This is a genomic window from Streptomyces sp. NA04227, from assembly GCF_013364195.1.
Lineage (GTDB): Bacteria > Actinomycetota > Actinomycetes > Streptomycetales > Streptomycetaceae > Streptomyces.
This window is the reverse complement of sequence record NZ_CP054918.1, coordinates 4,534,844-4,559,421: the sequence shown is the minus strand read 5'-3', so window position 1 is coordinate 4,559,421 and position 24,578 is coordinate 4,534,844. Positions and strand designations below refer to the sequence as shown.

The 24,578-nt window shown below is 71.3% G+C and carries 18 protein-coding genes; 2 read left to right on the top strand and 16 right to left on the bottom strand.

All coding sequences use genetic code 11. From position 1 onward, the window contains the following. Nucleotides 1-115: 115 nt before the first annotated feature. From HUT18_RS19380 to HUT18_RS19370, 3 genes are all read right to left on the bottom strand, one after another. Nucleotides 116-2,269: a 2OG-Fe(II) oxygenase gene (locus HUT18_RS19380; RefSeq protein ID WP_176101879.1), complete on the bottom strand. Its 2,154-nt coding sequence runs from the start codon at nt 2,267-2,269 to the stop codon at nt 116-118. After that, nucleotides 2,266-3,174 carry a hypothetical protein gene (locus tag HUT18_RS19375; RefSeq protein ID WP_176101878.1) on the bottom strand — a complete coding sequence of 303 codons (909 nt, stop codon included), beginning with the start codon at nt 3,172-3,174 and terminating at the stop codon, nt 2,266-2,268. Before HUT18_RS19375 ends, HUT18_RS19380 begins: the two co-directional genes overlap by 4 nt. 179 nt (nt 3,175-3,353) lie before the next feature. Continuing rightward, complete coding sequence (locus HUT18_RS19370; protein ID WP_176101877.1) at nt 3,354-4,241, bottom strand: NAD(P)-dependent oxidoreductase; 888 nt, start codon at nt 4,239-4,241, stop codon at nt 3,354-3,356. Nucleotides 4,242-4,424: 183 nt separating this feature from the next. Here HUT18_RS19370 and HUT18_RS19365 point away from each other — a divergent pair, with 183 nt between their 5' ends. Further along, entirely contained in the window at nt 4,425-5,477 is a 1,053-nt protein-coding gene (locus tag HUT18_RS19365; RefSeq protein WP_176101876.1) for a GlxA family transcriptional regulator, read from the top strand. Nucleotides 5,478-5,526: 49 nt separating this feature from the next. Here the strand turns inward: HUT18_RS19365 and HUT18_RS19360 are convergent, their stop codons facing one another. The 4 genes from HUT18_RS19360 to HUT18_RS19345 all read right to left on the bottom strand — a co-directional run bounded on the left by HUT18_RS19360 (nt 5,527) and on the right by HUT18_RS19345 (nt 11,485). Further along, the gene (locus HUT18_RS19360) at nt 5,527-6,978 is read right to left on the bottom strand and encodes a condensation domain-containing protein (protein WP_176101875.1); all 1,452 of its coding nucleotides are present in this window, start codon (nt 6,976-6,978) and stop codon (nt 5,527-5,529) included. A gap of 64 nt (nt 6,979-7,042) precedes the next feature. Beyond that, on the bottom strand, nt 7,043-8,476 hold the full coding sequence (locus HUT18_RS19355) for a condensation domain-containing protein (RefSeq protein WP_254879052.1): 1,434 nt from the start codon (nt 8,474-8,476) through the stop codon (nt 7,043-7,045). Next, nucleotides 8,476-9,897 (bottom strand): condensation domain-containing protein, encoded by a 1,422-nt coding sequence (locus HUT18_RS19350; RefSeq protein WP_176101873.1) that lies wholly within the window; start codon nt 9,895-9,897, stop codon nt 8,476-8,478. Before HUT18_RS19350 ends, HUT18_RS19355 begins: the two co-directional genes overlap by 1 nt. Before the next feature lie 745 nt (nt 9,898-10,642). Then, nucleotides 10,643-11,485 (bottom strand): helix-turn-helix transcriptional regulator, encoded by an 843-nt coding sequence (locus HUT18_RS19345; RefSeq protein WP_176101872.1) that lies wholly within the window; start codon nt 11,483-11,485, stop codon nt 10,643-10,645. A 607-nt stretch (nt 11,486-12,092) separates the two neighbouring features. On the opposite strand from HUT18_RS19345, the gene HUT18_RS19340 reads away from it, so the two are divergent. Then, complete coding sequence (locus tag HUT18_RS19340; RefSeq protein WP_176101871.1) at nt 12,093-12,593, top strand: RNA polymerase sigma factor; 501 nt, start codon at nt 12,093-12,095, stop codon at nt 12,591-12,593. An 88-nt stretch (nt 12,594-12,681) separates the two neighbouring features. On the opposite strand, the gene HUT18_RS19335 is transcribed toward HUT18_RS19340, so the two are convergent. From HUT18_RS19335 to HUT18_RS19295, 9 genes are all read right to left on the bottom strand, one after another. Beyond that, nucleotides 12,682-13,614 carry a hypothetical protein gene (locus tag HUT18_RS19335; RefSeq protein ID WP_176101870.1) on the bottom strand — a complete coding sequence of 311 codons (933 nt, stop codon included), beginning with the start codon at nt 13,612-13,614 and terminating at the stop codon, nt 12,682-12,684. A gap of 95 nt (nt 13,615-13,709) precedes the next feature. Beyond that, nucleotides 13,710-14,891: a hypothetical protein gene (locus tag HUT18_RS19330; protein WP_176101869.1), complete on the bottom strand. Its 1,182-nt coding sequence runs from the start codon at nt 14,889-14,891 to the stop codon at nt 13,710-13,712. Between the two features lie 18 nt (nt 14,892-14,909). After that, nucleotides 14,910-17,207: an anthranilate synthase component I gene (locus HUT18_RS19325; RefSeq protein WP_176101868.1), complete on the bottom strand. Its 2,298-nt coding sequence runs from the start codon at nt 17,205-17,207 to the stop codon at nt 14,910-14,912. Nucleotide 17,208: 1 nt separating this feature from the next. After that, nucleotides 17,209-18,804 (bottom strand): class I adenylate-forming enzyme family protein, encoded by a 1,596-nt coding sequence (locus tag HUT18_RS19320; RefSeq protein ID WP_176101867.1) that lies wholly within the window; start codon nt 18,802-18,804, stop codon nt 17,209-17,211. 300 nt (nt 18,805-19,104) lie between these two features. After that, nucleotides 19,105-20,310 carry an SDR family oxidoreductase gene (locus HUT18_RS19315; protein ID WP_176101866.1) on the bottom strand — a complete coding sequence of 402 codons (1,206 nt, stop codon included), beginning with the start codon at nt 20,308-20,310 and terminating at the stop codon, nt 19,105-19,107. Further along, the gene (locus tag HUT18_RS19310; protein ID WP_176101865.1) at nt 20,307-21,548 is read right to left on the bottom strand and encodes an alpha/beta fold hydrolase; all 1,242 of its coding nucleotides are present in this window, start codon (nt 21,546-21,548) and stop codon (nt 20,307-20,309) included. Before HUT18_RS19310 ends, HUT18_RS19315 begins: the two co-directional genes overlap by 4 nt. A gap of 40 nt (nt 21,549-21,588) precedes the next feature. Continuing rightward, on the bottom strand, nt 21,589-23,121 hold the full coding sequence (locus HUT18_RS19305; RefSeq protein WP_176101864.1) for a class I adenylate-forming enzyme family protein: 1,533 nt from the start codon (nt 23,119-23,121) through the stop codon (nt 21,589-21,591). Continuing rightward, nucleotides 23,121-23,366 (bottom strand): acyl carrier protein, encoded by a 246-nt coding sequence (locus HUT18_RS19300; protein ID WP_176101863.1) that lies wholly within the window; start codon nt 23,364-23,366, stop codon nt 23,121-23,123. The genes HUT18_RS19305 and HUT18_RS19300 overlap by 1 nt, the downstream gene beginning before the upstream one ends. Further along, nucleotides 23,363-24,430 (bottom strand): hypothetical protein, encoded by a 1,068-nt coding sequence (locus tag HUT18_RS19295; RefSeq protein WP_176101862.1) that lies wholly within the window; start codon nt 24,428-24,430, stop codon nt 23,363-23,365. The genes HUT18_RS19300 and HUT18_RS19295 overlap by 4 nt, the downstream gene beginning before the upstream one ends. Nucleotides 24,431-24,578: the final 148 nt, after the last annotated feature.

Below are 24,578 nucleotides of genomic sequence, written 5' to 3'. Positions count from 1 at the left end.
TTGCGTGCGCCCCAACTACCCACGCAACAAAGGCAACCGGGGTGCACGCATCCGACCTCCCGGCCGACCTCCGTGAACCGGGAAGCCCCCGGTCCACAGAAGCCCGCCGCTCAGCTCACGACCGAGCTAGTTGCTCTCCCCCGTCCGCATTCCCGCCCCCGACTCCGTCAACGTCCTCGTCACCCTCGTCCCGTCCGACACCGTCATCCCCCTCTTCCGAGTCCTCATCCGCGCCCTCATCCGACTGCTCGCCGTCGTCCTCGCCCCCGTCGTCGTCCTCGTCCTCCTCCTCGTCGTAGTACCGGTCCTCCATCTCCTCCTCGAACTCCGAGTACTCCGCGTAGAGTTCGTCGACCAGCGGATCCCCGTCCGCCCACCAGGGCTTCGGATGATCGTCGGAGCCGCCCTTGATCAGGGCGGGGTCGACGGCGGTCATCCAGGGGTAGGCCTCGTCGGGGGTTACGTCGGAGTCGTAGTCGTCGGGGTCGAAGTCCATGTCGGTCACGTCGCGGATCATGGGGACCGGGACGCGGGACTGCTGGTGCTTCGTCCAGGTGTTGCGGAAGAAGTCGAAGCGCAGGTGGTAGTGGTCCTCGGTCTCGGTGAAGAGGATCGGGGGGACCAGGAAGTGGGCCGTGTCGACGGTGGCCGCGACGTCGATGTAGTTGGCCGGGTAGCCGCCGGAGTTCCAGCAGGCGGCGAAGTTGACCGGGGTCAGCGACTCCTTGCCGAGGATGTGGATCTGGTTGCCCCGGACCAGGAACTTGTCCGGGTCGAGGACGACGTCCTCACCGAGCATCAGGATCGGCGCGGGCATGATGTGCGACTTGGTGAAGCTCTGGGCCCGTTCGTTCAGGTCGACGATCTCGTCGAAGCGGGTGGCGTCGAACTCGCCCCAGGAGTGGAACGGGCAGCAGGCGCTGTTCTCCTCCTCCGACTCGGGGAAGAGGAGTGACTTGTCGAAGGCGGCGACGGCCGGTGAACCGGCGCCGCGGGTAACCGACTTCTCCTTGAGGAAGCCAGGGATCCACGCCTCGTCCGCGGCCTCGATCACCTCGGTCTCGCACAGGTCGCGGAAGGCCGAGTCGCCGATCTTGCAGTTGAAGTAGTCGAGGAGAGTGAGTGCCGCGCATTCGGTGAGGGCGAGGGACTCGCTCTTGGGGAACCAGAAGTCGAAGCCGTTCGCGAGGAAGTGCACGCCCTTGAACTGCTTGTGGACGTAAGGCTGTTGGGTGGCGCCTTCGCTCAGGCCGGACCAGTGGGCGGCGGCGACCCGGTTGTAGTAGGCGTCGGCGTGGCGGGCCAGTTCGGGGGCGAAGAGGCTTTCGCCGGTGAGGTAGCAGGCCTTGCTGAACAGGGCGCCGATCTCGGGGTCGTGGGTGACCTCGGGGTCGGTGAAGATCAGTTCGGTGCGCAGGAAGACCTTGCGGCCGTCGGTGAACGGCGCCCCCTCGTGCTCGTACTTCTGGTCGAAGACGACACAGGTGAAGTCCCCGATCTCGGTGAGTGCGGCGCCGCCTGTCAGGTCGAGTACGGGGTCACCGGAGTCGCCCGCGCCGCCCGTCAGGTAGAGCAGCACCGTGTAGCGGGACACCTGGCCGCGCGCGGCGTCGTAGTACGGGGTGTCGCGGTGGCGGTGGAAGTTGCTGTCGCCGGGTTCGAAGCGGTTGCAGCGGAAGACCGGGTTGACGTGCGAGAAGCCGTCGAGCAGTTCCTTGGGCAGGGCTTCGCCGACCGCAGCGGTCAGGGCCTCGGCGAGCAGGGCCGAGTGGAAGATGTAGCGTTCGCCGCCCCGGGTGCCGGAGTTGAGCGGCGGGACGTACAGGTTCAGGGTGTCGAGGCCTTCGAGCCGGGCGCGGGCCGCCTCGGGCAGGCGCAGGCGGGCGGTGTACGCGCCGTCGGTGAGCTTCTCCGGTTCGCCGAGGGCGAGTGGCAGCTCGGTGCCCTGGAACCAGCGGTCCAGCGGGACGATGTTCTCGAAGGTGCGGAAGGACAGTTCGCGCGGGTCGACGAAGACGGCCGCCAGGTGCGGCGCCGCCTCGCCCGCGCGGGCGAAGTGGTCGCGTACGGCGGCGTCGATCCGTTCGGCGTCGACGTAACGCACCGCCTTGAAGCGGGCGGTGGGGTGCCAGCAGACCGCGAGGCCGTCGAGAGTCGCGGCGGGTGCGGTGTCGGTGGCGTCGACTTCGGCGCGATAGCGGGCGACGTCCTCGGCAGAGGCCTCACCGGCCGAGAGGGCGAAGAATCGGTCGCGGAGTTCGGCGCTCACACGCTCCTCCAGAAGCTGCGCAGGGCGGACGGGAGATGCGGGGCATGCGCGAGGACGCGCGCTCCGGCAGCGGTGACGTCGCTGCGGTGCAGCAGCAGCCGCGTGAGGGACGGGGCGAACGGCGCTTCGGCCAGGGCCCGCGCTCCCTCCTCGCCTATCCGGTTGTAGCGCAGGTCGAGTTCGGTGAGGTGGGCGAAGCCCGCCAGTGCGCGGACGCCCTCGGCGGTGAGCTGGTTGTGCTGGAGGTGCAGCCGCCGTATCGCGCGGAAGTGGGGGGAGGCGGCCAGGGCGGCGATGCCGGTGTCCCCGAGCCCGGTGTAGCGCAGGTCGAGCGTGGTGATCCGGCCCGCGCAGGAGGCGGCGGCGAGGGCCTCGGCGCCCGGGTCGCCGACGCGGAAGTAGGCCAGGTCCAGCTCGGTGAGGTCGCCGAGGTCGAGCTGGGCCAGTCCCGGTACGTCGAGCGGGGGTTGAGGCAGCGGCATGCCGTCCTCGTCGAATCCGTCCTCGTCCTCGTACCAGTCGTCCGCGTCGTCCTCGATCTCGCCGGAGCGGATCCGCAGGCCGGTCACGAAGCGGCCGCGCAGTGCCTGTTCGACCAGGGCGGGGGCGCCCTCCTGCCAGTCCACGGCGACCTTGACGGGGAAGCCGTGGCGGCGCACGGGGACGCTCACGCCGTCGGGCAGCTCGGCGTCCCAGCTCTTGCCGTGCTCCGCGACGAGTTCCTCGATCCGGCTCTGAAGCGCGGCGCGGTCCGCGGGCGGCAGATGCCCGAGGCGCTGTTCGAGACGTATCAAATCGCCCCGGGCGTCGCCCTGTTCGCGGAGTCTGGTGCCGTACGCACCCCAGGCCGAATCGTCGTCCGGACGCTCGCGCAGGGTGCGCTCTAACTGGGTGGTTGCTTCCATGCGGGGAACAGTAGGGGGCAGCACTGACAACCCGTCATATCCTGCGGTTTCCCGCTCCCACCAGGCCCTGACCCGATGGTCGGCCGTCCTGCCCGCCAGGCCCGTCCGGCCACCGGAACCCCTTCAAGACCTCCCTCGCTCCCCCTCACGAGCCTCGCGCAGGACGCTTCAGGACCTCCTCACGTGCCCTCCCCCGGCCCGCCCCGCAGCACCTCGATCACACTGGCGAAACTGTCGGAGCCGTGTCCCGCGGCCTTCGCCTTCCGCATCGCGGTCCGCAGCAGTTCGGGCAGGGCGTTGTCGACGCCCCGGTTGGCGGCGGCGTGGATGAGGTGGCCGATGGCGGTGATCTGGATGTCGACGGTGGCGTCGTCGCCGGGGTAACGGCCCGCGTCCACCTGAGGTGCGTAGGTGGTCAGGAACCCCGCCACCGCCGTCAGCCAGCGGACCGCGACGAGGGTGAACTCGGTGGCCGGGGTCCGGTCCGCGCCGACCAGTGCGGTGCCGTGCAGCCAGCCGGTCATGGTCGACCACATCAGGCCGAGGAGCGCCGCGTCGTAGAGGGAGGCCAGGCCCGGGTCGGTGCCCAGGAACAGCGGGTCGCCCAGGGCCGCGAGGGTCGGGCGGTGGGTTTCGAAGAGGGTGGGTGAGCCGCTGTAGAGGAACATCATCTCGGGGCTGCCTACGCCGGGCGGGGTGGTCATGATCGCGCCGTCGAGGTAGTCGACACCGTGGCGGCGGGCCCAGGTGACGGCCTCGTGGGCCTGCTCCGGCGCGCCGGAGGTGAGGTTGACCAGGGCCTTGCCCGCGAGAGCGGAGGCGGCGGGGTCGAGGACGGAGTACAGCGCGTCGTAGTCGAGTACGCAGGCGAGGACCAGCGGGCTCGCCGCGATCGCCTCCTCGGGGGTGGCGGCCGACCGGGCACCGCGGTCGACCAGCGGCCGCGCCTTGGCGGCCGAGCGGTTCCACACGGTGACCGGATGGCCCCGCTCGATCAGGGCGGCGGCAAGCGCCGAGCCCATCGAACCGAGGCCCAGTACGGTCACGGCCTGTCGGTCGCCGGTCATGTGCAACTCCTTCTGGATCACTGCGCGTTGATCGTTCGCGCGGTGATCACGTTCGCAGCGCCCGATGGACCGGGACAGTGACACCGGTGACGGCCACCACCAAATTCCTGCCATACGATGCGGGAGCAGGGGGAGCATGCGGAGCGCCACAGGCGTGCAGAGCATGAGGAGTGAGGGGAGAGCATGAGTGCCGGATCCGTCGCCGTCGTCGTACCCGAGGACGTGGCCGTACCGTCCTGGGATCTCTACGAGTTGAGCATTCCGTGCACCGTCTTCGGCAAGCCGCAGCCCGATCTGGCCGATCCCTGGTACGAGTTGCGGCTGTGCGGCACCGAGGAGCAGACGCCGGACGGCGCACCGGACGACGCACGGCTCGGCGCCCCCGCCTCGCCAACCGGCCTGTCGCTACGCACGAGTTACGGGCTCGGCGACCTCGCCGACGCCGACACGGTGATCGTGCCCTCCGTACCCGACGCGTGCGTGGAGGAAGGCGCACCGCTGCCCGAGGCCCTGATCGCGGCCCTGCGCGAGGCGAGTGACGCGGGTGCCCGCATGGTCTCCCTGTGCACCGGCGCCTTCGCGCTCGCCGAGGCCGGGCTGCTCAACGGGCGGCGTGCGACGGCTCATTGGATGCACACCGCGCAGCTGGCCGAGCGGTACCCGAAGGTCGAGGTGGACGACTCGGTGCTGTACGTGGACGACGGCGACGTACTCACCAGCGCGGGGCTCACCGCCGGGCTCGACCTGTGCCTGCATCTGGTGCGGCGCGACCTCGGCGCACATGTCGCCAACCAGCTCGCGCGGCGGATGGTGGTACCGGCCCACCGTCCGGGCGGCCAGGCGCAGTTCATCGATCTCTCGGTGCCTGAGACGGACGACCGGGGGCTCGCACCCGTACTCGAATGGGCTCGCGCGCATCTCCAACAGCCGTTGACCGTCGAGGAGTTGGCTCGCCGTGCGGCGATGAGTCCCCGGACGTTCTACCGGCGCCTGCACGCGGCCACCGGAACGACTCCCCTTCGGTGGCTCCTGGAACAACGGCTGGGACGGGCCCGTATGTTGCTGGAATCCACCGACCTCCCGGTCGAGAGGATCGGCGAACTGAGCGGCCTCGGCACCGCGAACAACCTCCGCCACCACTTCCTCAAGCAGGTCGGAGTCTCGCCGAGCGACTACCGCCGGGCGTTCCCCTTCGCAGCCCCGGCCGTGCGGCGACCGGCTCAGCCTCACGACTGACCGCCGCACCGACGCACCGACGCACCGACGCACCAACCCACCAACCGGACTACTCCCGGCAGTCCTCCCGCAACACCGCCCCCACCGTCTCCACGAACTCCCGGACCACCACTGTGGCCCGTTCCGTCGCCGGGTACCTGGAGCGCAGGAACAGCCCCTCGTGCGTACGCGTGAACCAGAACTGCACGTTGTCCGTGGTGGTGACGCTGGCGACGTGGTGGGCGTTGAATTCCACGTGCCGCTCGCTGCCGGGGAAGGCCCGGTAGTCGATGTACGAGGCCATGAACACGTCGTCCTTCTCGCGCCGCACACTGTCGCCGAGCGCGGGCAGGACCTGTGCCACCGGCACCTCGGCGAGGCGACGGGCCGCGGCGAAGGCCGACTTGGTACGAGCCGCACCCGCCACCGCCCCGCCCGCGCCTCCCGCACCACCGGCGACATCCCTGTCCCCGCTGCCGTCCCCGTCCCCGTCCCCGTCCCCGTCCAGGGTCAGCGGTGCGACCGTCGTGAACCACCCCATCGAGTGCCGCCACCGGTCCTCGTACCGCGTGTGCATCGGGGTGCACAGGCGGATGCCGCCGGTGGCGCCGAGACGTCGGGCGGCCACGGCGAGGGCGGTGAGGGCGCCGGTGAAGAAGGTGCCGCCGGCGGCGCGGCAGCGTTGCTCGAAGGTGTCGGCCTCGGCGACGTCCAGGAGCCCCCGGATATCGGTGGCCTGTGGGGCGCGGGTGCCGTGCGGCAGGCCGAGGTCGAGGGGGAAGGACGGCAGGGTGGAGCCGCAGCCTTCGAAGAACTCGGCCCAGCCCGCGACGAGTTGGTGGTCGCGGCCGGGCGGCGGGCCGGCCGGCGTGGCCTGTTCCTCGGCGCAGTACGTCACGAAGCTGTCGGTGGGCGGGAGTTCGGGGGTGCGGCCGGAGGCGAACGCCCGGTAGCTCTCGTGGAGTTCGTGGACGGCGAGGGTGAGCGAGTAGCCGTCCATGTTGCCGTGGTCGAAGCCGCAGAAGACGGTGGCCGAGCCGGGGCGCAGGACGACCGACAGCAGGTGCGGCGGGTCGCCGAGCGGGTGGCAGCGGACCGCGAGGCGCGCGGCGAGCAGGTCCCGCAGCGCCTCGGGGGTGCCGGCCTCACCGTGGTCCTCGCGCGCCAGCTCGTACTTCTCGGCGGGGACGACGAACCGCTGGACGCCGCCGTCCGCACCGGCCCCGCCCGGCGCCTCGCGGAAGCTGCTGCGCAGGGCCTCGTGGCGGGCGAGGAAGTGCTCGAAGGCCCTGTGCAGCGCGTCGAGATCCACCTCGCCCGCGAGGTCGAAGGCGAAGCAGAGCCAGTGGCGGGGGCCGTCCGGGTCGCGGTCGGCCGTCGCCACGTGGAAGAGCTGGTTGAAGGAGGGCGGTACCGGCGAGGCCGGTGCCGTGTCCGCCGCGACGCGGGTCGCGGCGGACCGTACGAACTCCACCAGCCGTCCGGGCTCGGGACGGTAGCGGTCGATCATGGCGACGCGCACGGCAACCGCCTTCCTTTCCGGCCGAGTTGGTTCCTAGGACGTGTCCGGTGTGCTGCCGCGTCGGCTACGGCTTGAGCGGCTTCAGCGTGTAGTCGCCGGTGGCGGCGATCTCCCCGAGCACGTGCTTGAGGTGTTCGAAGTACCGGGGCACGTTGTGGCGGGCCTCGGGGGTGTCCGGGTAGCGGGTCTTGAGGTACGTGCGGTCCCAGAGGCGGTTGATCCAGACCGGGACCTCGCTGCTCGGGCCGGGGCCGACCAGGGCGTTGCAGTCGGCGGCCTCCCAGTCGCGGGAGCCCGGCGCGTGCCGCAGGTCGATGTAGGAGAGCATCGGCAGCACGGTGGAGGCGTCGCCGCCCAGCGAGACGCCGGGTATCAGCTCGGCGACGCGCAGCGGCGAGACCATGGCCAGCTTGCGGGCCTCGGCGTAGGAGGCCTTGGCTCCGGCCAGGATGCGGCCCAGGGTGAGGGGCTCGCCGTCCTCGGTGACGTCGAAGGCGACCGGGACCAGGTTGATGAACCAGCCCTGGGTGAACTGCCAGCGGGGCTCGTCGCGGGTGTGCACCACGGCGAGGCCGCGGTAGCCGGGGCGGCCCGCGAGTTCGCTGCCCGCGATGCCGAGCGCGGTGAGCAGGCCGACGGAGAAGGAGGCGCCGTGCGCCTTGCACGCCTCGGAGAAGGCGACCGCCTCGTCGGCGGTGAGCAGGTCCAGCTCGATGGAGAGGCTGGGGCGGCTCTCGCCGGGCGGTACGCCGAGGTCGAGCGGGAAGGACGGCAGCGGACCACCGAGGAAGAAGTCGATCCAGCTCTTCACCTCGGGCGAGTCCGCCTTGATCCCGGCGGCCCGCTCACGGTCCAGTACGCAGGCGTCGACGTAGCTGCCGACCTCCGGCAACTCGGCCTTCGTACCGAGGACTTCGGCCTGGTAGAGCGAGCGCAGCTCGTCGAAGACCAGGATCATCGAGAAGCCGTCGGTGTGCGCGTGGTCGACGGCGAAGAAGACGGTGGAGGTGTCGTCCTCGCGCACCACGGCGCCCGCGGTGAACGGCGGCCAGACAAGCGGATCGGTCTGGTCGCGGAAGCTCTCGGTGATGTGGGTGTGGATGGCGTCCGCGCTCTGCTCACCGAGCGCGACGGCCTGCACGGAGACCAGCTCGGCGGGCACCTCGCGGCGCTGGAGCAGCGGCTTCTCACCCTCGGCGCCCTCCTTGGCGGAGAACCAGGTCAGCAGGGTGCGGTGGCGCAGCACCCACTTCTCCAATGCGGTGGCCATGGCGCCGGTGTCCAGCTTGCCGGGCAGTTCGAAGACGATGCCGAGCCAGGGCGACTGCGGGCGGCCCGCGGCCTTGTTGGCGAGGCGGCGCAGGATGTGGTTCTCCTGCACGTACGAGGGCGGGGCCGGGTGCTCGGGGGCCTGGGCGGCCTCGGCGACCGCATCGGCGGGGACCTTGAACTCCACCAGTTCACCGGGGCGCGGGACATAGTCCGGCAGGGGGGTCATCAGCACGGTGCGGGTTCCTTTCCACGGCTGCCACGAGGGTTCTGTGCGGCGACCTGCTGGGCGAGACGGCCGATGTCGGCCAGATACGGGAGCACGGCTTCCCGGCCACGTTCGGTGTCGGGGAAGCGGTAGCTCAGATAGGCGCCCTCGTGGGAGCGCATGATCCAGAGGTAGACCTCGTGCGGGTTCATCCGGCGGCTGCGCAGCGCGGCCGCGTTCCAGTCCGCCCACTGCTCGGCGCCCGGGGTCCAGCGGATGTCCATGTACGAGACCATGAACCGCGGTTCGAGCGGCAGGCCGAGGAGTTCGGTGATCCGCGCGAAGGGTACGGAGGCCAGCGGGCGGGCGCGGCGCAGCGCGGCGTTCGCCTCCTTCATCACCTCGCCGAAGGCGGCGTCGGCGCCGACCGGGAAGTGCACCGGCGCGAGCCCCACGTACCAGCCGAGCGACTGCTCCCACTGGGACTTGCTGCGGGTGTGGAACGGCGTCATCACCCGGAAGTCCTCCAGGCCCGCGATGTCGCGCGCGGCGAGGGCGAGGCAGGAGAGGATGCCGGCGGCGAAGTTGCCGCCCTGGGACTTGCAGGCGGTGTTGAAGGCCTCGGCGCCGTCGTTGTCGAGGAGCCAGGTGATGCCGCCGCGCTGGGCGACCACCTCGTCCCCGTCAGGGGCGACCGGGGCGGGGAACTCGGGCAGCCGGCCGCCGGAGGCCTCGACGAACTCCCGCCAGCGCAGCACGGTCTCGTGGCCGCTGTGCACCAGGGCGGCGTCCTCGCGTTCGGCGCCCGCGAAGTCCAAGTAGCTGCCGACGTCGCCGAGTTCGGCGCTGCGTCCGTTCAGCGCGGCCGTATACAGCTCGCTGATCTCGTGCGGCATGAGGAAGATCGAGTAGCCGTCGACGTTGTGGTGGTCGAAGGCCAGGTACACGGTGGTGGACTCGGCGTGCCCGACGGTCGCGAAGACGAACGAGGGCCAGGCCAGCGGGTCGGTGGCCCGGTCGAGCAAGTCCTCTATACGGGCGCAGAGTTCGCGTCCGTCGGCGAAGTCGCCGTGGTCGTCGCGGCGCAGTGCCACCGTGCCGGGGCGCAGGGTGGCGCGGCTCATCCGGCCGCCGTCCTCGCCGCGGGTCGGTACCAGCTTGCTGCGCAGCGACTCGTGCCGGTCGACCCAGCCGAGCAGGGCGGCTTCGAGTGCCGTGTGGTCGAGGGGACCGGGCAGTTCGAAGACGGTGGCGAGCCAGGACGGCCCGCGGTCTCCCGTGTCGGCGGAGACCATCGCGTCGAAGAGGTGCGCTTCCTGGAGGTAGGAGGCAGGTCGCTGGTCCGGGACCCAGTGGTCCGGGGAAGCGCTGCCTTCGGTGGGCCGCCATACGGTGAGCCGACCGGGCCGGACGTCCAGGTCGCAGATGTCGATGAACTTCACGAGCCTGCCTCGCAACCGGTGATGCAGTGGGGGATCGGGTTTTACGGAAAGCCTGGGCTCTGCCGTGCTTCGCCGTACCGCAAAGACTTCCGCACGCTCTTTACGGGGACATTTACGCGAGCTGACAAAACAAGGCAGGGCCATTGTCCGTACACCGCGCCGCTCGACAGCCGGGCAGTTTATGCGGTCGCCCGCACAGTCATAACGACCGCATAAATGCAGAACCCGGTCACCGGAGCCTACGCACGGCTCGAACGGCCGTGCAAGGTCGATTTATGTGCACTCTGTCCGGCACACCCGATTCGTTCGCACTTCTCGCCCGGGAACTCCGACCGCCTGGTCCGAACCCCGCCAACACCCCTCCGACCTGGCCGTGTTGGCGATCCGGCGGCCACCCAACCAGCCAACTTTGCCAAGCGGTGAGGGCGTCGATACAAGTTGGTCTTGCCGTTTTTACATGACGACCACAATTCGGCATCGGATGTGCCGGGATTCACACGGCCGCTTGTGTCGACGGTCACAGGACTTCCCTCGGCGGGTTTTGCGGTGACCTTCGGGAGCGCGGTGCGACCGGACAAAGAAAAAGGTCGGCAGGACGGTTTCACAAAGGGTGCCGGGACGGCGTGACTCCGGTCACTCACAAGGGAATTGGCCGATTCACCGAAGCACGCGGCCTGAATTATTTGTTACCCCCGGTCAGGACAGGCGGCCCACCGGACATTCGGTGGGCCGGGCCGCCTCGTCTTCAGCAGCCGCCGACCGCGGGCGCCGGTTCGGGCTGCTCCGGGACCGAGGAGAGGTGCCGGGAGCGGGTGGAGCTGAGCAGCCCGTACTGGGCGGCGCGGGCGCCCGCCGCGAAACGGCTGGTGGCACCGAGGCGCTGCATCAGGTCCGCGATCAGCCTGCTGGCGGTGCGCGGCGAGACGCCGAGGGTGCGCGCGATGGCCTCGTCCTTCATTCCGTCGGCCAGCAGCTGCACCAGGGTGCGGTGTTCGTCGGAGAGACCGGGCGCGGCGCTCTCGCCCTCGGGGGTGAACGGGGCCGCCTCGCGCCAGGTGTGCTCGAAGACCGCCGAGAACGCGGACACCAACGGCGCGCCGCGCACGGTGAGTTGGGTGTTGCGGGGCTCGCCCTCGGCCGCGGGCAGCACCGCGAAGTCCGAGTCGATGATCACCATGTTGAGCGGGATGACCGAGGCGAGCCGCAGATCCACACCCGCCTTCACCAGACGGCCGAAGGTGTCGAACGAGCCGGGCGAGGCGGTGTCGCGGCGGTGCCGGATGGAACGGATGTGGATGCCCCGGTCGAACATCCGCTGCCGCAGCGGGCCGAGCCTGCGGCGCAGCCGGACAGGCAGCGTGTTCTCCGCGTAGACGGTGCACATGCTGGAGCGCGCCGAGTCGGTGACGTCGTACAGCGCCTGCACCATCTCCTCGACGGTGCTCACCGCGGTGACCTCGACGGCGGACTTCGCGGTGCCGGTCGCCGGGAGGTAGACCTCGAGGAGCGACTCCATCGCCTCGTGCATCAGCCGGGACTCCTCCAGGCTGCGCCGCGCCATGTCCTGCTGCCGCCTCAGCATGCGCATCAGAGCGAATTCCGGATCCACCGGAACGACGCGATCGCCCTCCTCGCTGGGCCAGTTCACCAATCCGAGGCGGCGCAGGGAGGCCCAGGTCGCCCGGGCCTCGGAACGCGAAAGTCCGAAACTCTCGGAGAGCTCATCCGGATCGGAATCCCCGCGTTCGCGCAACTCCATATACACAGCGAGGCGCGAGGCCTCGGACACCCGAACATCCGGGCCCTTTTCACTGTTCCCCACAGAGCGATCCCCCGGTGAATGAGCTTTGTACTGTGCAGCGCTCCCGTCGCGTGGGTGGTCACTCTAGGACACAGTCCCAGGTGGGACGAGTAAGTGAGAGTCAGATCACGCCGGTTGTAGGTATGTTGTAACAATCCCGGCGGGGCCTCCGCATTCGCACGGCAGACCGTCCACATGCCGAGATGGCGAGGGTTTGCCATGGCGGGAGCCAGCCAGCTCGAATTGCCGGTTCCCTGAATCCGCGTCACTAGGCTTGGCGGCACGGGGGATTGGATGCGGTGGAGTCGCTGATTCCGGCGATCTCTGGAACTTCTCATTCCCCCCAGAAATTCATTTGCATTACGAGTCGTAAGCATGACGGGGGATTGACCAGATGGACGCTGCACCACCAGTCGACAAGCTGATCCTCACCGCCCAGGCCGGAGACCGGCGCGCGGTGAACGACCTGCTGCTCCACATCACACCGTTCGTACGGCGCCTGTGCTCCTCGGTGGACGCCGGTCACCGGCCCGAGGCGGTCCAGGAAGCACTGCTCGCCGTCTACCGGGGACTGCACACCCTGCGCGAACCGGCCGCGTTCTACGGCTGGGTGCGCGCCGTGACGATGCGCGAGGCGGCCCGGGTCGCACGCCGCGCGGGACAGACCGTGACGTCCGAACTCACCGACCAGCCGTCCGCGGCCGACCCCTCGGTACGGGTCGCCATCGCCGACGTACTGGAACGCCTGCCCTCGCACCAGCGGGACATCCTGACCCTGCGCGCGGTCTACGGACTCCAGGAGCAGGAGACGGCACGCGTACTGTCCCTGCCGATCGGCACCGTACGCTCCCGGCTGCACCGCGCCCGGCGCAATTTCCAGGAGGCATGGCGCTGATCCGGGTGCGCCGCCCGCAGGCGCGGCGCTGAGCCCGACCCACCGCCGGATGGTCCGGCGCTGATCGAATCCGCCCGGGCGGGGTGCCTCAACAGGCCCTGCCCGGGCGGCATTTGGTGGCCGCACCGGTCCAGGTGAGCACCGCTCCCTGGGCCCATCGGGCGTGGACGTGCAGCACCCGCTCCGGCGCCCGGCGCGCCCAGGCGGCGAAGCCGCCCGGGACCGGCCGGATGCCGACACCGAGCAGAGTCGTGGGCCGCTGGGACGGCTCCACCAGTCCGTACAGCGCCTTGTACGCGGACTCCTTCGCGGAGAACAGCACCCAGAGGCGGCGTTCGGGGACGCCGGTTTCCGTACCACCGAGGCCGCCGAGGCCGCCCACGTCGCCGAAGTCGCCGAGCCCTGCGGCCTCCCCGGACCCGCAGGACTCGGCGGCACCGCCGTGCTCCCCGTACTCCCCGAACTCGCCGTACTCCCCGAACTCCCCGAACTCGCCGTCCAGAAAGCCCTGTTCGTCCCTCGTCAGCACCACCCGCCGCGCCGCGAGCGGCAGCGGAGAGCGCTCCAGATCCACCCCCAGCCCGGCGCAGTGCGCGGCCGGAGCCGCCAGTGCCACGGCCACCCCGCCGGAGTGGCTGAGCGAGCCCACCCACCCGTCCGGCAGCCGGGGCCGGACGCCGTCCGCCTCGTACGGGATCTCCGCGTCCGCGTACGAGATCTCCGCGTCCGCGCCACCGGGCAGTCCGGACGCCCGGGCCAGAGCCCGCCGCAGCGCACCCCGGCCCGCGACGAACTCCTGTGCCCTGCGCGGCAGTCGACCGGCGCACACCCGCTGCTCGGCCGGGCCCACCGGGCCGAGGCCCGGCTCGCCCACCGTGGCGAGACCCAGCGCGAACCGGGCCCCGCCCTCACCGGGCGGGACGGCCTCGACTACGAGCGGGGCGGCCTCGACGACGGGCCGCAGCGCGAGCAACGCCCGCACCACCCCGGCCCCGTCGTCGAGCGGCGCCTTCGGCGGCACGGCACTGGCCGCATCGCCGGGACCCGCAGTACGGGCCTTGCCGCCGAGGCCCGCAGCACTGGCCGTACCACCGGGCCCCGCCAGTCCGCTGCGGATCAGACCTGCTCCCGCAACTGCACCGGCCAGTCGGCCGGGTTGTCGCCGAGGTAGCCGCCGAGCCATTCCGCCCAGCGCTCCAGGCCGAAGGCCCAGCAGACGGAGAAGCCGGGGCGGCCGTCGAAGGCGATGTCGAAGCCCTTGCCGAAGTGCTGGTTGTGGTAGTTGAGCGAGGAGACGGCGACGCCCGAGCCGTCGTGCGCCATCCGTCCGACCAGCTCGTACTTGACGTCCATGGCCGCCTGGTACTGGGCCATCTGCGGACGGGCCGAGGTGAAGAACGGGTCCGAGGCGGGCTGCACCTTGCAGGGCAGGCCGAGGTTCTCGGCGAGGGCGAGCAGTTCCGCGAGGACCTGGCCGTGGAAGGCGCGGGCGCCCGGCCGGTCGCCGACGTAGACGATCTCGCGCATGCTGAACGACCAGCGGCGGGTCGGCGAGGTGTCGGCGGTGGCCTTGCCCTCGTAACGGCTGCACTGGCCGGTCGCGGTGACGGTGAGCGGCTCGGTCAGCCGCGCGCCCTGGAAACGCTCGAAGAGCCCCATGCAGACGGCGGGCGCGAGCGCGACCGGGGTGTACTCCAACTCGGCGGCGCGGCCCGCCACATCGGTGGCCTTGCCGAAGCGGTCGAGGGCGTCGAGGTCGGGGCGGACCACACCGGCGGCGGTGATGTGCTGCGGGAAGTTGCCGGTGTAGCCGGCCTTCTCCAGGGTGGTCCAGGGCAGCAGCGCGGGCACCGTGTACTCGTCGGCGCCGAGCCGGGCGGCGATCTTGCCGAGCAGCCGCTCCAGGGAGCGGATGAGCAGCGCGTTGCGCGGGCCGCTGACGAACAGGCCCGGGCCGATACGGCCGTCGGCGGGGGTGGTGCCGAGCGGCCCGGTGGCGGTGGGCGCCGCGGGCTCGGCCTTCAGGTCCCAGTTGTCCAGGCGGGTGCGGTCGGGGCGCTGCCCGGGCGCGCCCGCGAAGCGCTTGAACGCCTCGCCGAGGAGCCGTTCGACGCGGTCGGCGTCGGCGGCGTCCACGGCGCCGAACTCGATACGGGGAACGGTGTCCAGGTCGATCCGGGTCTCGTCGGTGCCGTCGAGGCAGTAGCGCAGCATCGCGCCGAACTCGCGGCGGTCGTCGGGGTGCAGCTCGCCCGGGGCCTGCCAGGTCCGGCGGATCTGCTCAGCGGTGTCAGTCATTGCTCGTCAAAACCTTTCTCACGCGCGGGGCACGCCGCCGACGGGCTCCGGCCGCCGTGCGAGTCGCGCCAGGACATTGCCGATCAGCCGCTGTCCGTGATCGTCGAACTGCGTCATCAGGGATTCGGGATGGAACTGCACACCGGCAAGCGCACGGGTCTCGTGCTCGACGGCCATGGCCACACCATCCGGGCAGCGGGCGGTCACCCGCAGGCCGGGCGGCAGGCTCGCGGCGTCGGCGTACAGGGAGTGGTAGCGCCCGGCGGTGAAGCGCGGCGGCAGTCCGCGCAGCAGTGCGCCGCCGCCGTCCACCACCGAGACCTCCGAGGGCTTGCCGTGGTACGGACGGTCGAGCACCGCGAGGCGCCCGCCCAGGTACTCGACCAGGGCCTGCATACCGAGGCAGACCCCGAACACCGGGATCCCGTGGTCCTCGGCGATCCGCAGGGTCCCCGCGGTGTCGTGGTCCTCGGGGCGGCCGGGGCCGGGCGAGAGCACGATCAGGTCCGGATCGATGTCCGCGACAAGGGACTTGTCGAAACCGCTGCGGTACGTGGAGACCCGGGCGCCCGCCTGCCGGAAGTACCCGGCCAGGGTGTGCACGAAGGAGTCCTGGTGGTCCACGAGCAGCACGCGGGGGCGGTACGCCGCATCGCCCGCGTCCCCAACTGCCTTCGCCGCACGCGGAGTTGCCGTGGCGCTCGCAGCGGCCCCGGAACCGGAGGCCAGGGCGTCGAGCACCTCCAGGAGCGCCTTCGCCTTCAGCTCGGTCTCCTGCTCCTCCGCCTCGGGCACCGAGTCGTAGAGCAGCGTCGCGCCGGTGCGCACCCGGGCGCGGCCGTCGTGCAGATGGACCGTGCGCAGGGTGAGGCCGGTGTCCAGGGTGCCGTCGAAGCCGATCCGGCCCACGGCACCGCCGTACCAGCGGCGCGGGGAGCGCTCGTGCTCCTCCAGGAAGGCGACCGCCGCGTGCTTGGGCGCACCCGTGACGGTCACCGCCCACATATGGCTGAGGAAGGCGTCCAGCGCGTCGCGTTCGGGCCGCAGCACACCCTCGACGTGGTCGACGGTGTGGATCAGCGTCGAGTACATCTCCAGCTGGCGGCGGCCGATGACGCGGACGGTGCCCGGCTCGCAGACCCGCGACTTGTCGTTGCGGTCCACGTCGGTGCACATGGTCAGCTCCGCCTCCTCCTTCTCGGAGGCGAGCAGCGCCTTGACCTGTTCGGCGTCCTCCAGGGCGTCCCGGCCACGGGCCACGGTGCCGCTGATCGGCGCCGACTCCACCCGCCAGCCGGTGCCGTCGGCGGTGGCCCGCGCGTGCACCCGTACGAACATCTCCGGCGAGGTGCCCACCAGATGCTCGCCCTCACCGAGGTTGACGAGCATCTGGTACGGGGACGGGTTGCGCTCGCACAGGGCCCGGAACAGCTCCGAGGGCGGGCAGGTGACGGGGCGGTCGAAGGTACGGCTGGTGACCACCTCGAACAGGTCGCCCGCGCGGAAGCGTTCGCGGGCGGCGCGGACCAGCGTGGCGTACTCGCCGGGCGCGTGGTCCCCGTCGGCCGCCTGTGCTCCGGTGCGAAATGGCTCGGCGGGTGTGTTCCGGGGCAGGCCGTGGGTGCTGCGGCCCTCGGCGGTGAACTCGTAGCTGTGCCGCCAGGCGGTGCCCGCCGCCGGGTCGGTGACGATCACCTCGTCCGGCAGGTGCAGCACCAGATCGCGGTGGGCCGCCGAGCGGCCGCTCTGGTGCAGCGGTACCGGGTCGAAGGCGAGCACCAGGTCGTAGCCGAAGGCGCCGTACAGGCCGAGGAAGTCCCCGGCCGGGCCGGACAGCGCGTCGCGCACGGCACGCACGAAGTCGAAGGCGCCCGGCCGCCGTGACCGGTCCTCCTCGCTGAAGAGGTCCTGGCCCGGCGTGGCCCGGACCTCTCCGGCGAAGCCGGGGCCGCCGAACTCGCCGCCCTCGTCGGTGACTTGGAGCTCGCGGATCTCACGAAGCGTCCGCTGGGCCGCCGTGCGCAGCACCGGCAGCAGCACCTCGCCGCGGGCGTTGAGCGCACGGACCTCGACCGTGCGCAGCCCGCGCAGCACGATCTCGACCGGCGGGTCGGTGTAGCCGACGGCGTGGCGGCGGTAGCGGTCGGGGGACTCGTAGTCGGAGCGCAGGACGGCGCCCCTGCGGGTGTCGAGGGCGTGTTCGAGCTCGCGCAGGGCGGACTCGCCGTCGACGGCGGTACGGGTGCGCTCGACGCGCACGCCCGCGCCGGTGGTCCACTCCCGGGGCAGTGGAACGGGCAGCGGATGGGTGGTCATCTCAGCTCCGCACCCCGTCCAGCGCCGGTATCGAACCGTCGGTCAGACCGGCGGCGAGGACGTTGCGCTTCACCTTCCAGGTCGCGGTGTGCGGGATGTACTTCCAGGCGACGTGGATCGGCTCCGCCAGCCCGGGCAGGTCGGCGACGGCGGCCTGCCAGGCGGCGCGGTCCAGCGGCCGGTCCTGACGGGTGGTCACCACGGGACGTACGGTCTCGCCGACCCGGACGAAGACGGCCTCGGTCAGCTCCGGCAGCGCCTCGATCAGCGTGTCCTCGGCGGCGAGCAGGCTGTCGAGTCCGTCCGCCTGGTCGAACTCGCGGTCCATCAGGTGCACACAGCCCCAGCGGGTCTTGTAACCGATGTCCTGGAGGTTCCACCAGTCGCCCGCCTCGCAGCGCTCGTCGTACAGCTCCTGCTGGCCGACGTAGGTGAGCGCGACACCGGAGGACCGGGCCTGGATGTAGCCGTTGCGGGTGCCCTGGTCCTGCGGGCGGGGCCGGATACGAGCCTTGGTCATGCCGGGGAAGACGAAGCCGACGCAGCGGCCGTCGGCCTTGTCGATGTTGCGGCGGGTGTAGATCCGCATGGTGACCGGGCCGGTCTCGGTCTGCCCGTAGGTCTGGATGAACAGCGGGGAGCGCCGCTTGCTCGCGCCGAGCAGGGTACGGATGCTGCGCGGGTGGATGGCGTCGAAGGTGCTCATGAAGATGCGCACCCGCTCGAAGGGGCCGTCCGGGATGCCCGCCAGTTCCTCCCAGTGCAGGTACATGTTGGGGTGCGCCTCGACACAGCCGGGGCGGGCCTCGGTGAGCACCTTGCCGACGCTGGCCGGGTCCGGGTCCGACAGCGGCGCGATGCCGATGCCGAGCTGCATGGCGGTGGCGAGGGCCGCGTAGGTGCGGGCGTGCACGAAGGAGATGCACATGGCGAAGGTCTCGCGGTAGCGCAGCAGCTTGGCCATCTTGGCCTGGGTGTTGATGGGCAGCTGCGTGCCGCGCCTGGCGGCGGCCACCAGCTTGGGCACACCGGTGGTGCCGGAGGTGTGCGTGATCAGCGCGGGCGCGTCCTCGGGGATGTCCGGGTACGGGGGCGCCTGGCCGGGCACGGTGGCGGCGACCGAGGGCAGCCCTTCGCCCTCGCCGTGGGTGAGCAGGACGGCCGGGGCGCTGGCGCGCAGGGCCGCGAGGTTGTCCCCGGCGAGCGCGAGGGTGGCCGGGTCGGTGAGGAAGTGGTCCGGCTTCAGCCGGCCCATCATCTTCACCACGGTCGGCCACTCCAGGAACGGCGCGAGCATGGCGGGAACCGCGCCCACCCGGCCGATGGCGCAAGCCAGGAAGAGGATGTCGGCGTTGTGGCTCTTGTACACGGCCACGGTGTGACCGGGGCGCACGCCCGCGGCGTACAGCCGGGCGGCCAGGTCCTCGACGAGCTCGGCGACCTGCGCGTAGGTCGGCCGCAGGCCCAGCTCGGGTGCGACGTCGAAGGGCCGGTCGAGGTAGAACAGCGAGTCGGGGAACTTCTGCGCGGCCTGCTGGGTGATCAGACCCAGCGTGAACAGCTTCCCCGGCTTCGGCAGGTCGTCGGGCAGGGACATGTGCGGTCTCCTCCGGGAGGACGGGAGACGGTGCGGCGTCTCGGGCGATGAGGTCGGCGGGCGGCATGCGCGGCGTGCGTACGGCGGTGTACGGGTGCCGGTGCCCGGCGCGCCGAAGGCGGTGGGGGGCGCCGTCGGTGCGAAGGCGGGCCGGGAGCCGACCGGGATGGGGCTCAACTGGCCCCGGGCGGGGCGGCGTTCGCGGGAACGGGACCTCGGACGTCAGCGGACATCGGATGTCGGGTGTCGTCCCGGGTCACGAAGGGCGAACGCCGCCCGCCGGGTTGGCGCTTTTCGGTACTAGCCCTGCGTGCTCGCGGCGGGCTGGCGCCCGTCCTGGTACGCGAAGGCGGCGCGGGCCGGGGCCGAGGCGCGGCCGTCGGACTGGATGCGCTCCAGGTACCACTGCACGAAGCGGCGGACCTCGGCGCGGTCCACGTCGAAGCGCTGGCTGCCCTCGCCGCAGACGGACTCGGTGTTCTTCTGGTCGAAGTGCTTCCCGTTGATCATGTACGAGGCGTAGAACTGGATGCCCTCGTCGAGCTTCAGGTCGATCTCGGTGAGCAGCCCCCGGTCGGCGACGAAGCGCGGCGCGCGCAGCCCGGCGAGCTCGAAGACCTCCTCGATGACCTCGCCGACCTTCGGCGAACCCGCGTTGTTGAGGTGGTAGACGGTGCTCAGCGCGCCCTCGCGGCCGATGGTGACCGCGTTGCGCGCCACCAGGTCGACGGGGACCAGGTCGCACTCGATCTCCGGGTCGGCGATGATCGGCACCTGCCGGTGCTGGAGCAGGTTGCCGAACTCCTTCTCCACCGCGCGGCGGAAGCGCAGTACGGAGGAGACGAAGCCGTACATGCCGGTGAAGCTGGTGGCGGCGCCGGTCTTCGCGTGGCCGATGACGATCGACGGGCGCAGCACCCGCCAGGGCAGACCGGAGTTCGCGACCTCCTGCTCGCCGATGGTCTTGGTGAACTCGTAGACGTTGTTGGCCGAGTCGGTGTCGCCGGGGAACTCCTCGTACTGCAGGCCGGTGCGCTTGCCCGCCACGTACGCGGTGCTGACGTGGTTGAACACCGGCTGACCAAGGGTCTTGGCGAGCGCGAGGACGTTGCGCGTGCCGCTGACGTTCATCAGGTTGATCTCGTCGGCGTGCCGGTCCTCGTACTTGAGGGAGGCGGCGACGTGCCAGAAGGTGCCGAACTCGGCGTCGCCCGCGGCGGCGCGGAAGCGCTCGGCGTACTCGGGCAGCGCCTCGTCCGTCATGTCCCCGGCGACGGCGCGGGTGCGCTCCAGGATCGAGGGCAGCAGGTCGGGCACGCCGTACATCTCGGCGGCGTGCCCGAGCGCGTCGTGCAGACGGCGGGTCGCGGCCCGGTCGTCCTCGCCGCGGACCAGGCACACCAGGCGGTCGGCGGTCTGCTGGAGCAGTTCGAGCGCGAAGGCGCCGCCGACGAAGCCGGTCGCGCCGGTGATGACGTGTGCGGCGGGAGCGTGGGTGGCGGTCACTGTGCGGACTCCTGGGAGGTGGTGGGAAGCGTCGGGTTGTGGTGGGCGCGCAGGTGGTCCGCGATGCTGCGAAGGCTCTCGAAGACGTCGGTGGGCACGTCCATGTCCCACTCGACGGACAGCTCTTCCTCGATCCGGGTGAGCAGCATGGTGAACGCCCACGACTCCAGGCCGATGGTGTTCAGCTCGGTGTCGGCGAGGCCGGTCTCGGGCAGGTCGGCACGGTCGGCGACCACCTCGCGCAGCAGCGCGCAGAGCGCGGCGATCAGCGGCTCGTCGTCGTCCCCGGCAGCGGCGGCCACCGCAGCGGCACCCGGAGCGGCGGCCTCGGCGGCCGGGCCGGCGGCCGGGTCCGGGACCTCACCGGTCTGCGGCGCCACCGCCGCGTCGCGTGCGGCCAGCGAGTCGAGGAAGCGCTGGACCCTGGCCTGGAAGCCGTCGCCGTCCTCCATGTACGGGAGGTGGCCGACGTCGTGCATCCACTCGACCTCGCAGTCCTCGATGAGGCGTCCGGCCTCCGCACCGAGCTGCTCGTTCCACATCTCGTCCTTGTCGCCGAGCAGCAGCAGGGTGGGCTGCTTGACGGCGGCGAGGAGTTCGGGACCGTCGGTGACCTGCGTGGCGCACTTGAGGTTGGTGAGCATCGGGCCGGGCGGGTGGATGGCGGTGAACGCCGAGCGCAGGCCGAGGTATCCGGCCGCGCCCATCTCGCGCATCGCCGCCTCGCTGAAGACCACCGAGTACAGGTGGTCCCACAGCGCCTTGGTGCCGCCCAGCTCCAGGGAGTTGATGCAGGCGCGCTCGGTGGCCCGGCGGCGGATGCCGTCCGAGGGTGCGCAGGACGGGCCGGTCAGGATCAGGCCGTCCACGCGCTCGGGGTAACGGGCCGCGAAGTCACGGGCGATGAAGCCGGAGGCCGAGGTGCCGAGCAGATGGGTGCGCTCGATACCGAGGCCGTCGAGCAGCAGCTTCAGGTCCTCGACGTGGTCGTCCCAGTTCATGTCCTGGCAGACCGTGGACGCGCCCTGGTTGCGCAGGTCGTAGGTCAGGACCCGGTTGCGCTTGGCCAGTTCGGCGGTGAAGTTGCGCCACATCGGCGCGATGATGAAGAAGTTGTTGATCAGGGTGAGGTGCGGTCCCTCGTCGCCCTGGATCTCGTAGTAGAGCTCGGTGTCGTCCGAGACGCGGAGCGTGGTCTCCGCGGTGTAGCGCAGGTCGAGCGTCGGTGCGCTGGTCATGGCCTTCCTTCCGGCCTAGAGGTGGACACGGCCTTGGGTCCTAGGCGCGCAGCAGCTTCTTGAGGATCTTTCCGGCGGGGCTGCGGGGTACCTGGTCGATGAACTCCAGGTGCCGGGGGCGTTTGTAGGGCGCGAGGCGTGCGGCGAGGTGGGCCGTCAGCTCGGCGCGGGTGACGGCCGGCGCCTCGTCGGCGGCCTGGTCCCCGGTCCCGTCGGGTCCGGTGACGACGTACGCGAGCGGCACCTCGCCGTAGTCCGCGTCCGGGACGCCGATCACCGCGGCGTCGCGCACCAGCGGGTGGGTGAGCAGCGCGCGCTCGATCTCGGCGGGGTAGACGTTCTGCCCGGCGCGCAGGATCAGGTCCTTGCGCCGGTCGACGAGGTGGATCAGGCCCGTCTCGTCGAGGTAGCCGAGGTCGCCGGTGCGGATCCAGCCGTCGGCGGTGATCTCCTCGGTGGCGGCCGGGTTGTTCCAGTAGCCGCGCATCAGGCCCGGGCCGCGCACGGTGATCTCGCCGACGGAGCCGTCCGGGAGTTGGGTGCCCTCGTCGTCGAGCACCCGTACCGACATACCGGGGATGACCCGGCCCGCGGGCAGCGGTGCGTCGATGCCGCCGGCGGGGTGGTCGTCGGGGCCGAGGGTGACGAACGGGCCGCCCACCTCGGTCATGCCGTAGACCTGCCGGAAGCCGCAGTCGAGCCGCTCGACGGCCTCCGCGTACACCTCGACGGGCATCGGCGCCGCCCCGTACATCACCTCGCGTACGGAGCCGAGTTCGGTGCTCGCCAAGCCCTTGCTCTGGAGCAGGAAGCGCAGCATCTGCGGGACCAGCCAGACGTGCGTGGCGCGGTGCTTCTCGATCGCCGCGAGCGCGCGCTGCGGTGTGAAGCCCGGCATCACCACGACGGTGGCGCCCGCCGCCATGTACGTCAGCGTGATCGTCATGCTGCCGTGGTAGAGCGGGCAGCAGTTGACGAGCACCATGTCGTCGGTCGGCCGGGCCGAGGCCAGCCAGCCCAGCGAGATACCGCGGAACGAGTCGTAATCGACCGTAACGCCCTTGGCCCGCCCGGTGGTTGCCGAGGTGTGCAGGATCGCGGCGAGGTCGCTGTCGGCGACGTCGGGCAGCTCGAAGAGCTCCTCGTCGGTGCCCTCTTCGCCCTCGGCGCGGGGCGCGGTGAGCTCCGCGTACCGGGGCCCGTCCACCGCGAGGCGCAGCCGTACCGGCAGTTCGGGGTGACGGTCGAGCAGCGCGGACTCACCGAGGATCACGCCGACGCCGGTGCGCCGGACCATGCCGGTGACCTCGCTCGCCGTGAGGCTGTGGTTCAGCGGCACGAACAGCGCGCCGAGCTTGGCGAGCGCGAAGTACGACTCCAGGACCTCGATACGGTCCAGGGACAGGACCGCGACCCGGTCGCCCTTGGCGACACCGAGCGCGGCGAGCCCCTGGGCGAGCCGGGTGGTCCGGTCGTCCAACTCGGCCCAGGTGACCGAGCGTTCGGCGTCGATCAGCGCCGTACGGTCACCGAAGCACTGCCGGTTGCGGTGCAGGACCTGGCTGAGCCACATCAGGCGGCTCCCTCTGCGGCCCGGCGGTCGGCGATCAGGCGCTCGTAGTCGGAGATGGAGGACAGGTCGTCCATGTCCTCGGCGGTGACCTCCACGCCGGTGCGCTCCTCGATGAGCAGGACGAGGCGGACCAGGTCGCCCGAGTCGACGCCGCTCGCGCTGAGGTTGGCGTCGTCGGCGATCTCACCGCCGCCGAACTCGGTCATGCCGGTCAGTTCGACGAGCATTTCCCGTACGGTGCTCATGCGTTGCCTTTCGCTGTGGTGCCGCTGAAGGTGTTGTCCCAGGCCCCGTTGGAGACGGGGCAGTCGTGCACGGCAAGCGGCTCGCCGGCCGGCACGGACCAGGGCAGGAACCGGCTCGGGACGGAGCCGGCGCAGAAGTCGGTGAATTCCTCGTGCGGCGGCCGGTGCCGCTCGGAGAGGACCGCGAAGACCGGGTCGACGGGCTTGAACCGCCCGTCCTCGTCCAGGACTTCGCACCAGGCGTGCTCGGCGTCGAGCACACCCAGGTAGCGGCCGCGCCGGGTACGGGTGGTGAGCCCGTTCGCCTCCGCGCGGCGCTGGAGTTCCAGCGAGCAGACCGTGCAGTCCATGATCCCGAGCCGCTTGGTCCCGGCCTCGTCGGTGCGCAGCCTCGGGTGCATCCACTGGAAGCGGTACGGGCCGTCCCGCAACTCCCCCACCAGGTCCTCGAAGTGGCGCCGCGCGTCGGCCGAGAGCAGCTTGCTGCGCCACCCGGAGGTGGTGACCTTGCCGGTCAGACGCAGCGAGGAGGCGTTCTCCACCAGGAGGTGACCGTCCTCGCGCACGGCGGGCTGCTCGCAGTCCAGTACGTCCAGGCTGCCGCCGAAGACCTCGGGCGTGGGCAGCGCGATCCGCCAACTACCGCCCGGGCAGGCGGCGTCGCGACAGCGCAGCCGCCAGTCCAGCGTCCAGTGGCGCGGCGGGGTCCAGGTGTCGGGGGTGCCGGAGGCGAACCGGAGCATCATCCGCTGACCGGCGAGCGGCACGCTGGCGGTGGCGCCCGAGTACAGGGCCACGTTCGCCAAGTCGTGGTAGTCGAAGCGGAGTCCGGCGCCGGAGCCCTCGTGGGCCAGGCCGTTCTCGGCGAGCCTGTCGAGCAGTTCGTCCTTGCAGCCGAGCAGGGCGCGCGCCTCGTCCCGGCCCACCCGCAGCCTGCGGTACTCGTCCGGCATCGGCACCAGGTCGCGGATCGCGGTCAGCCAGGGCAGCAGCGCGGGATCCGGCGCTGACCCCGCGGCGCCCCCCTCGGGCGGCGGCGCGGTGACGCGGACGTCAGAAGCCATGGTGGCGCGGTCCTTCCTGGCGATGGAGGCAGTCGGTGGTCGCCGCGGCGCACGGTGGGGCGCTCGGGGCGGAACGGTGTGTCGAAGGGGCACGGAGCCCGCGCGCCGAAGCGGCACGCACATCAAGAGAGTTCGGCCCAGGGCCCGG

Coding starts and splice junctions, on each gene's coding strand:
- HUT18_RS19375 (WP_176101878.1), bottom strand. CDS start 3,174: ATGGAAGCAACCACCCAGTTAGAGCGCACCCTGCGCGAGCGTCCGGAC.
- HUT18_RS19370 (WP_176101877.1), bottom strand. CDS start 4,241: ATGACCGGCGACCGACAGGCCGTGACCGTACTGGGCCTCGGTTCGATG.
- HUT18_RS19365 (WP_176101876.1), top strand. CDS start 4,425: ATGAGTGCCGGATCCGTCGCCGTCGTCGTACCCGAGGACGTGGCCGTA.
- HUT18_RS19355 (WP_254879052.1), bottom strand. CDS start 8,476: ATGACCCCCCTGCCGGACTATGTCCCGCGCCCCGGTGAACTGGTGGAG.
- HUT18_RS19345 (WP_176101872.1), bottom strand. CDS start 11,485: ATGCGCATGCTGAGGCGGCAGCAGGACATGGCGCGGCGCAGCCTGGAG.
- HUT18_RS19340 (WP_176101871.1), top strand. CDS start 12,093: ATGGACGCTGCACCACCAGTCGACAAGCTGATCCTCACCGCCCAGGCC.
- HUT18_RS19330 (WP_176101869.1), bottom strand. CDS start 14,891: ATGACTGACACCGCTGAGCAGATCCGCCGGACCTGGCAGGCCCCGGGC.
- HUT18_RS19325 (WP_176101868.1), bottom strand. CDS start 17,207: ATGACCACCCATCCGCTGCCCGTTCCACTGCCCCGGGAGTGGACCACC.
- HUT18_RS19320 (WP_176101867.1), bottom strand. CDS start 18,804: ATGTCCCTGCCCGACGACCTGCCGAAGCCGGGGAAGCTGTTCACGCTG.
- HUT18_RS19310 (WP_176101865.1), bottom strand. CDS start 21,548: ATGACCAGCGCACCGACGCTCGACCTGCGCTACACCGCGGAGACCACG.
- HUT18_RS19305 (WP_176101864.1), bottom strand. CDS start 23,121: ATGTGGCTCAGCCAGGTCCTGCACCGCAACCGGCAGTGCTTCGGTGAC.
- HUT18_RS19300 (WP_176101863.1), bottom strand. CDS start 23,366: ATGAGCACCGTACGGGAAATGCTCGTCGAACTGACCGGCATGACCGAG.
- HUT18_RS19295 (WP_176101862.1), bottom strand. CDS start 24,430: ATGGCTTCTGACGTCCGCGTCACCGCGCCGCCGCCCGAGGGGGGCGCC.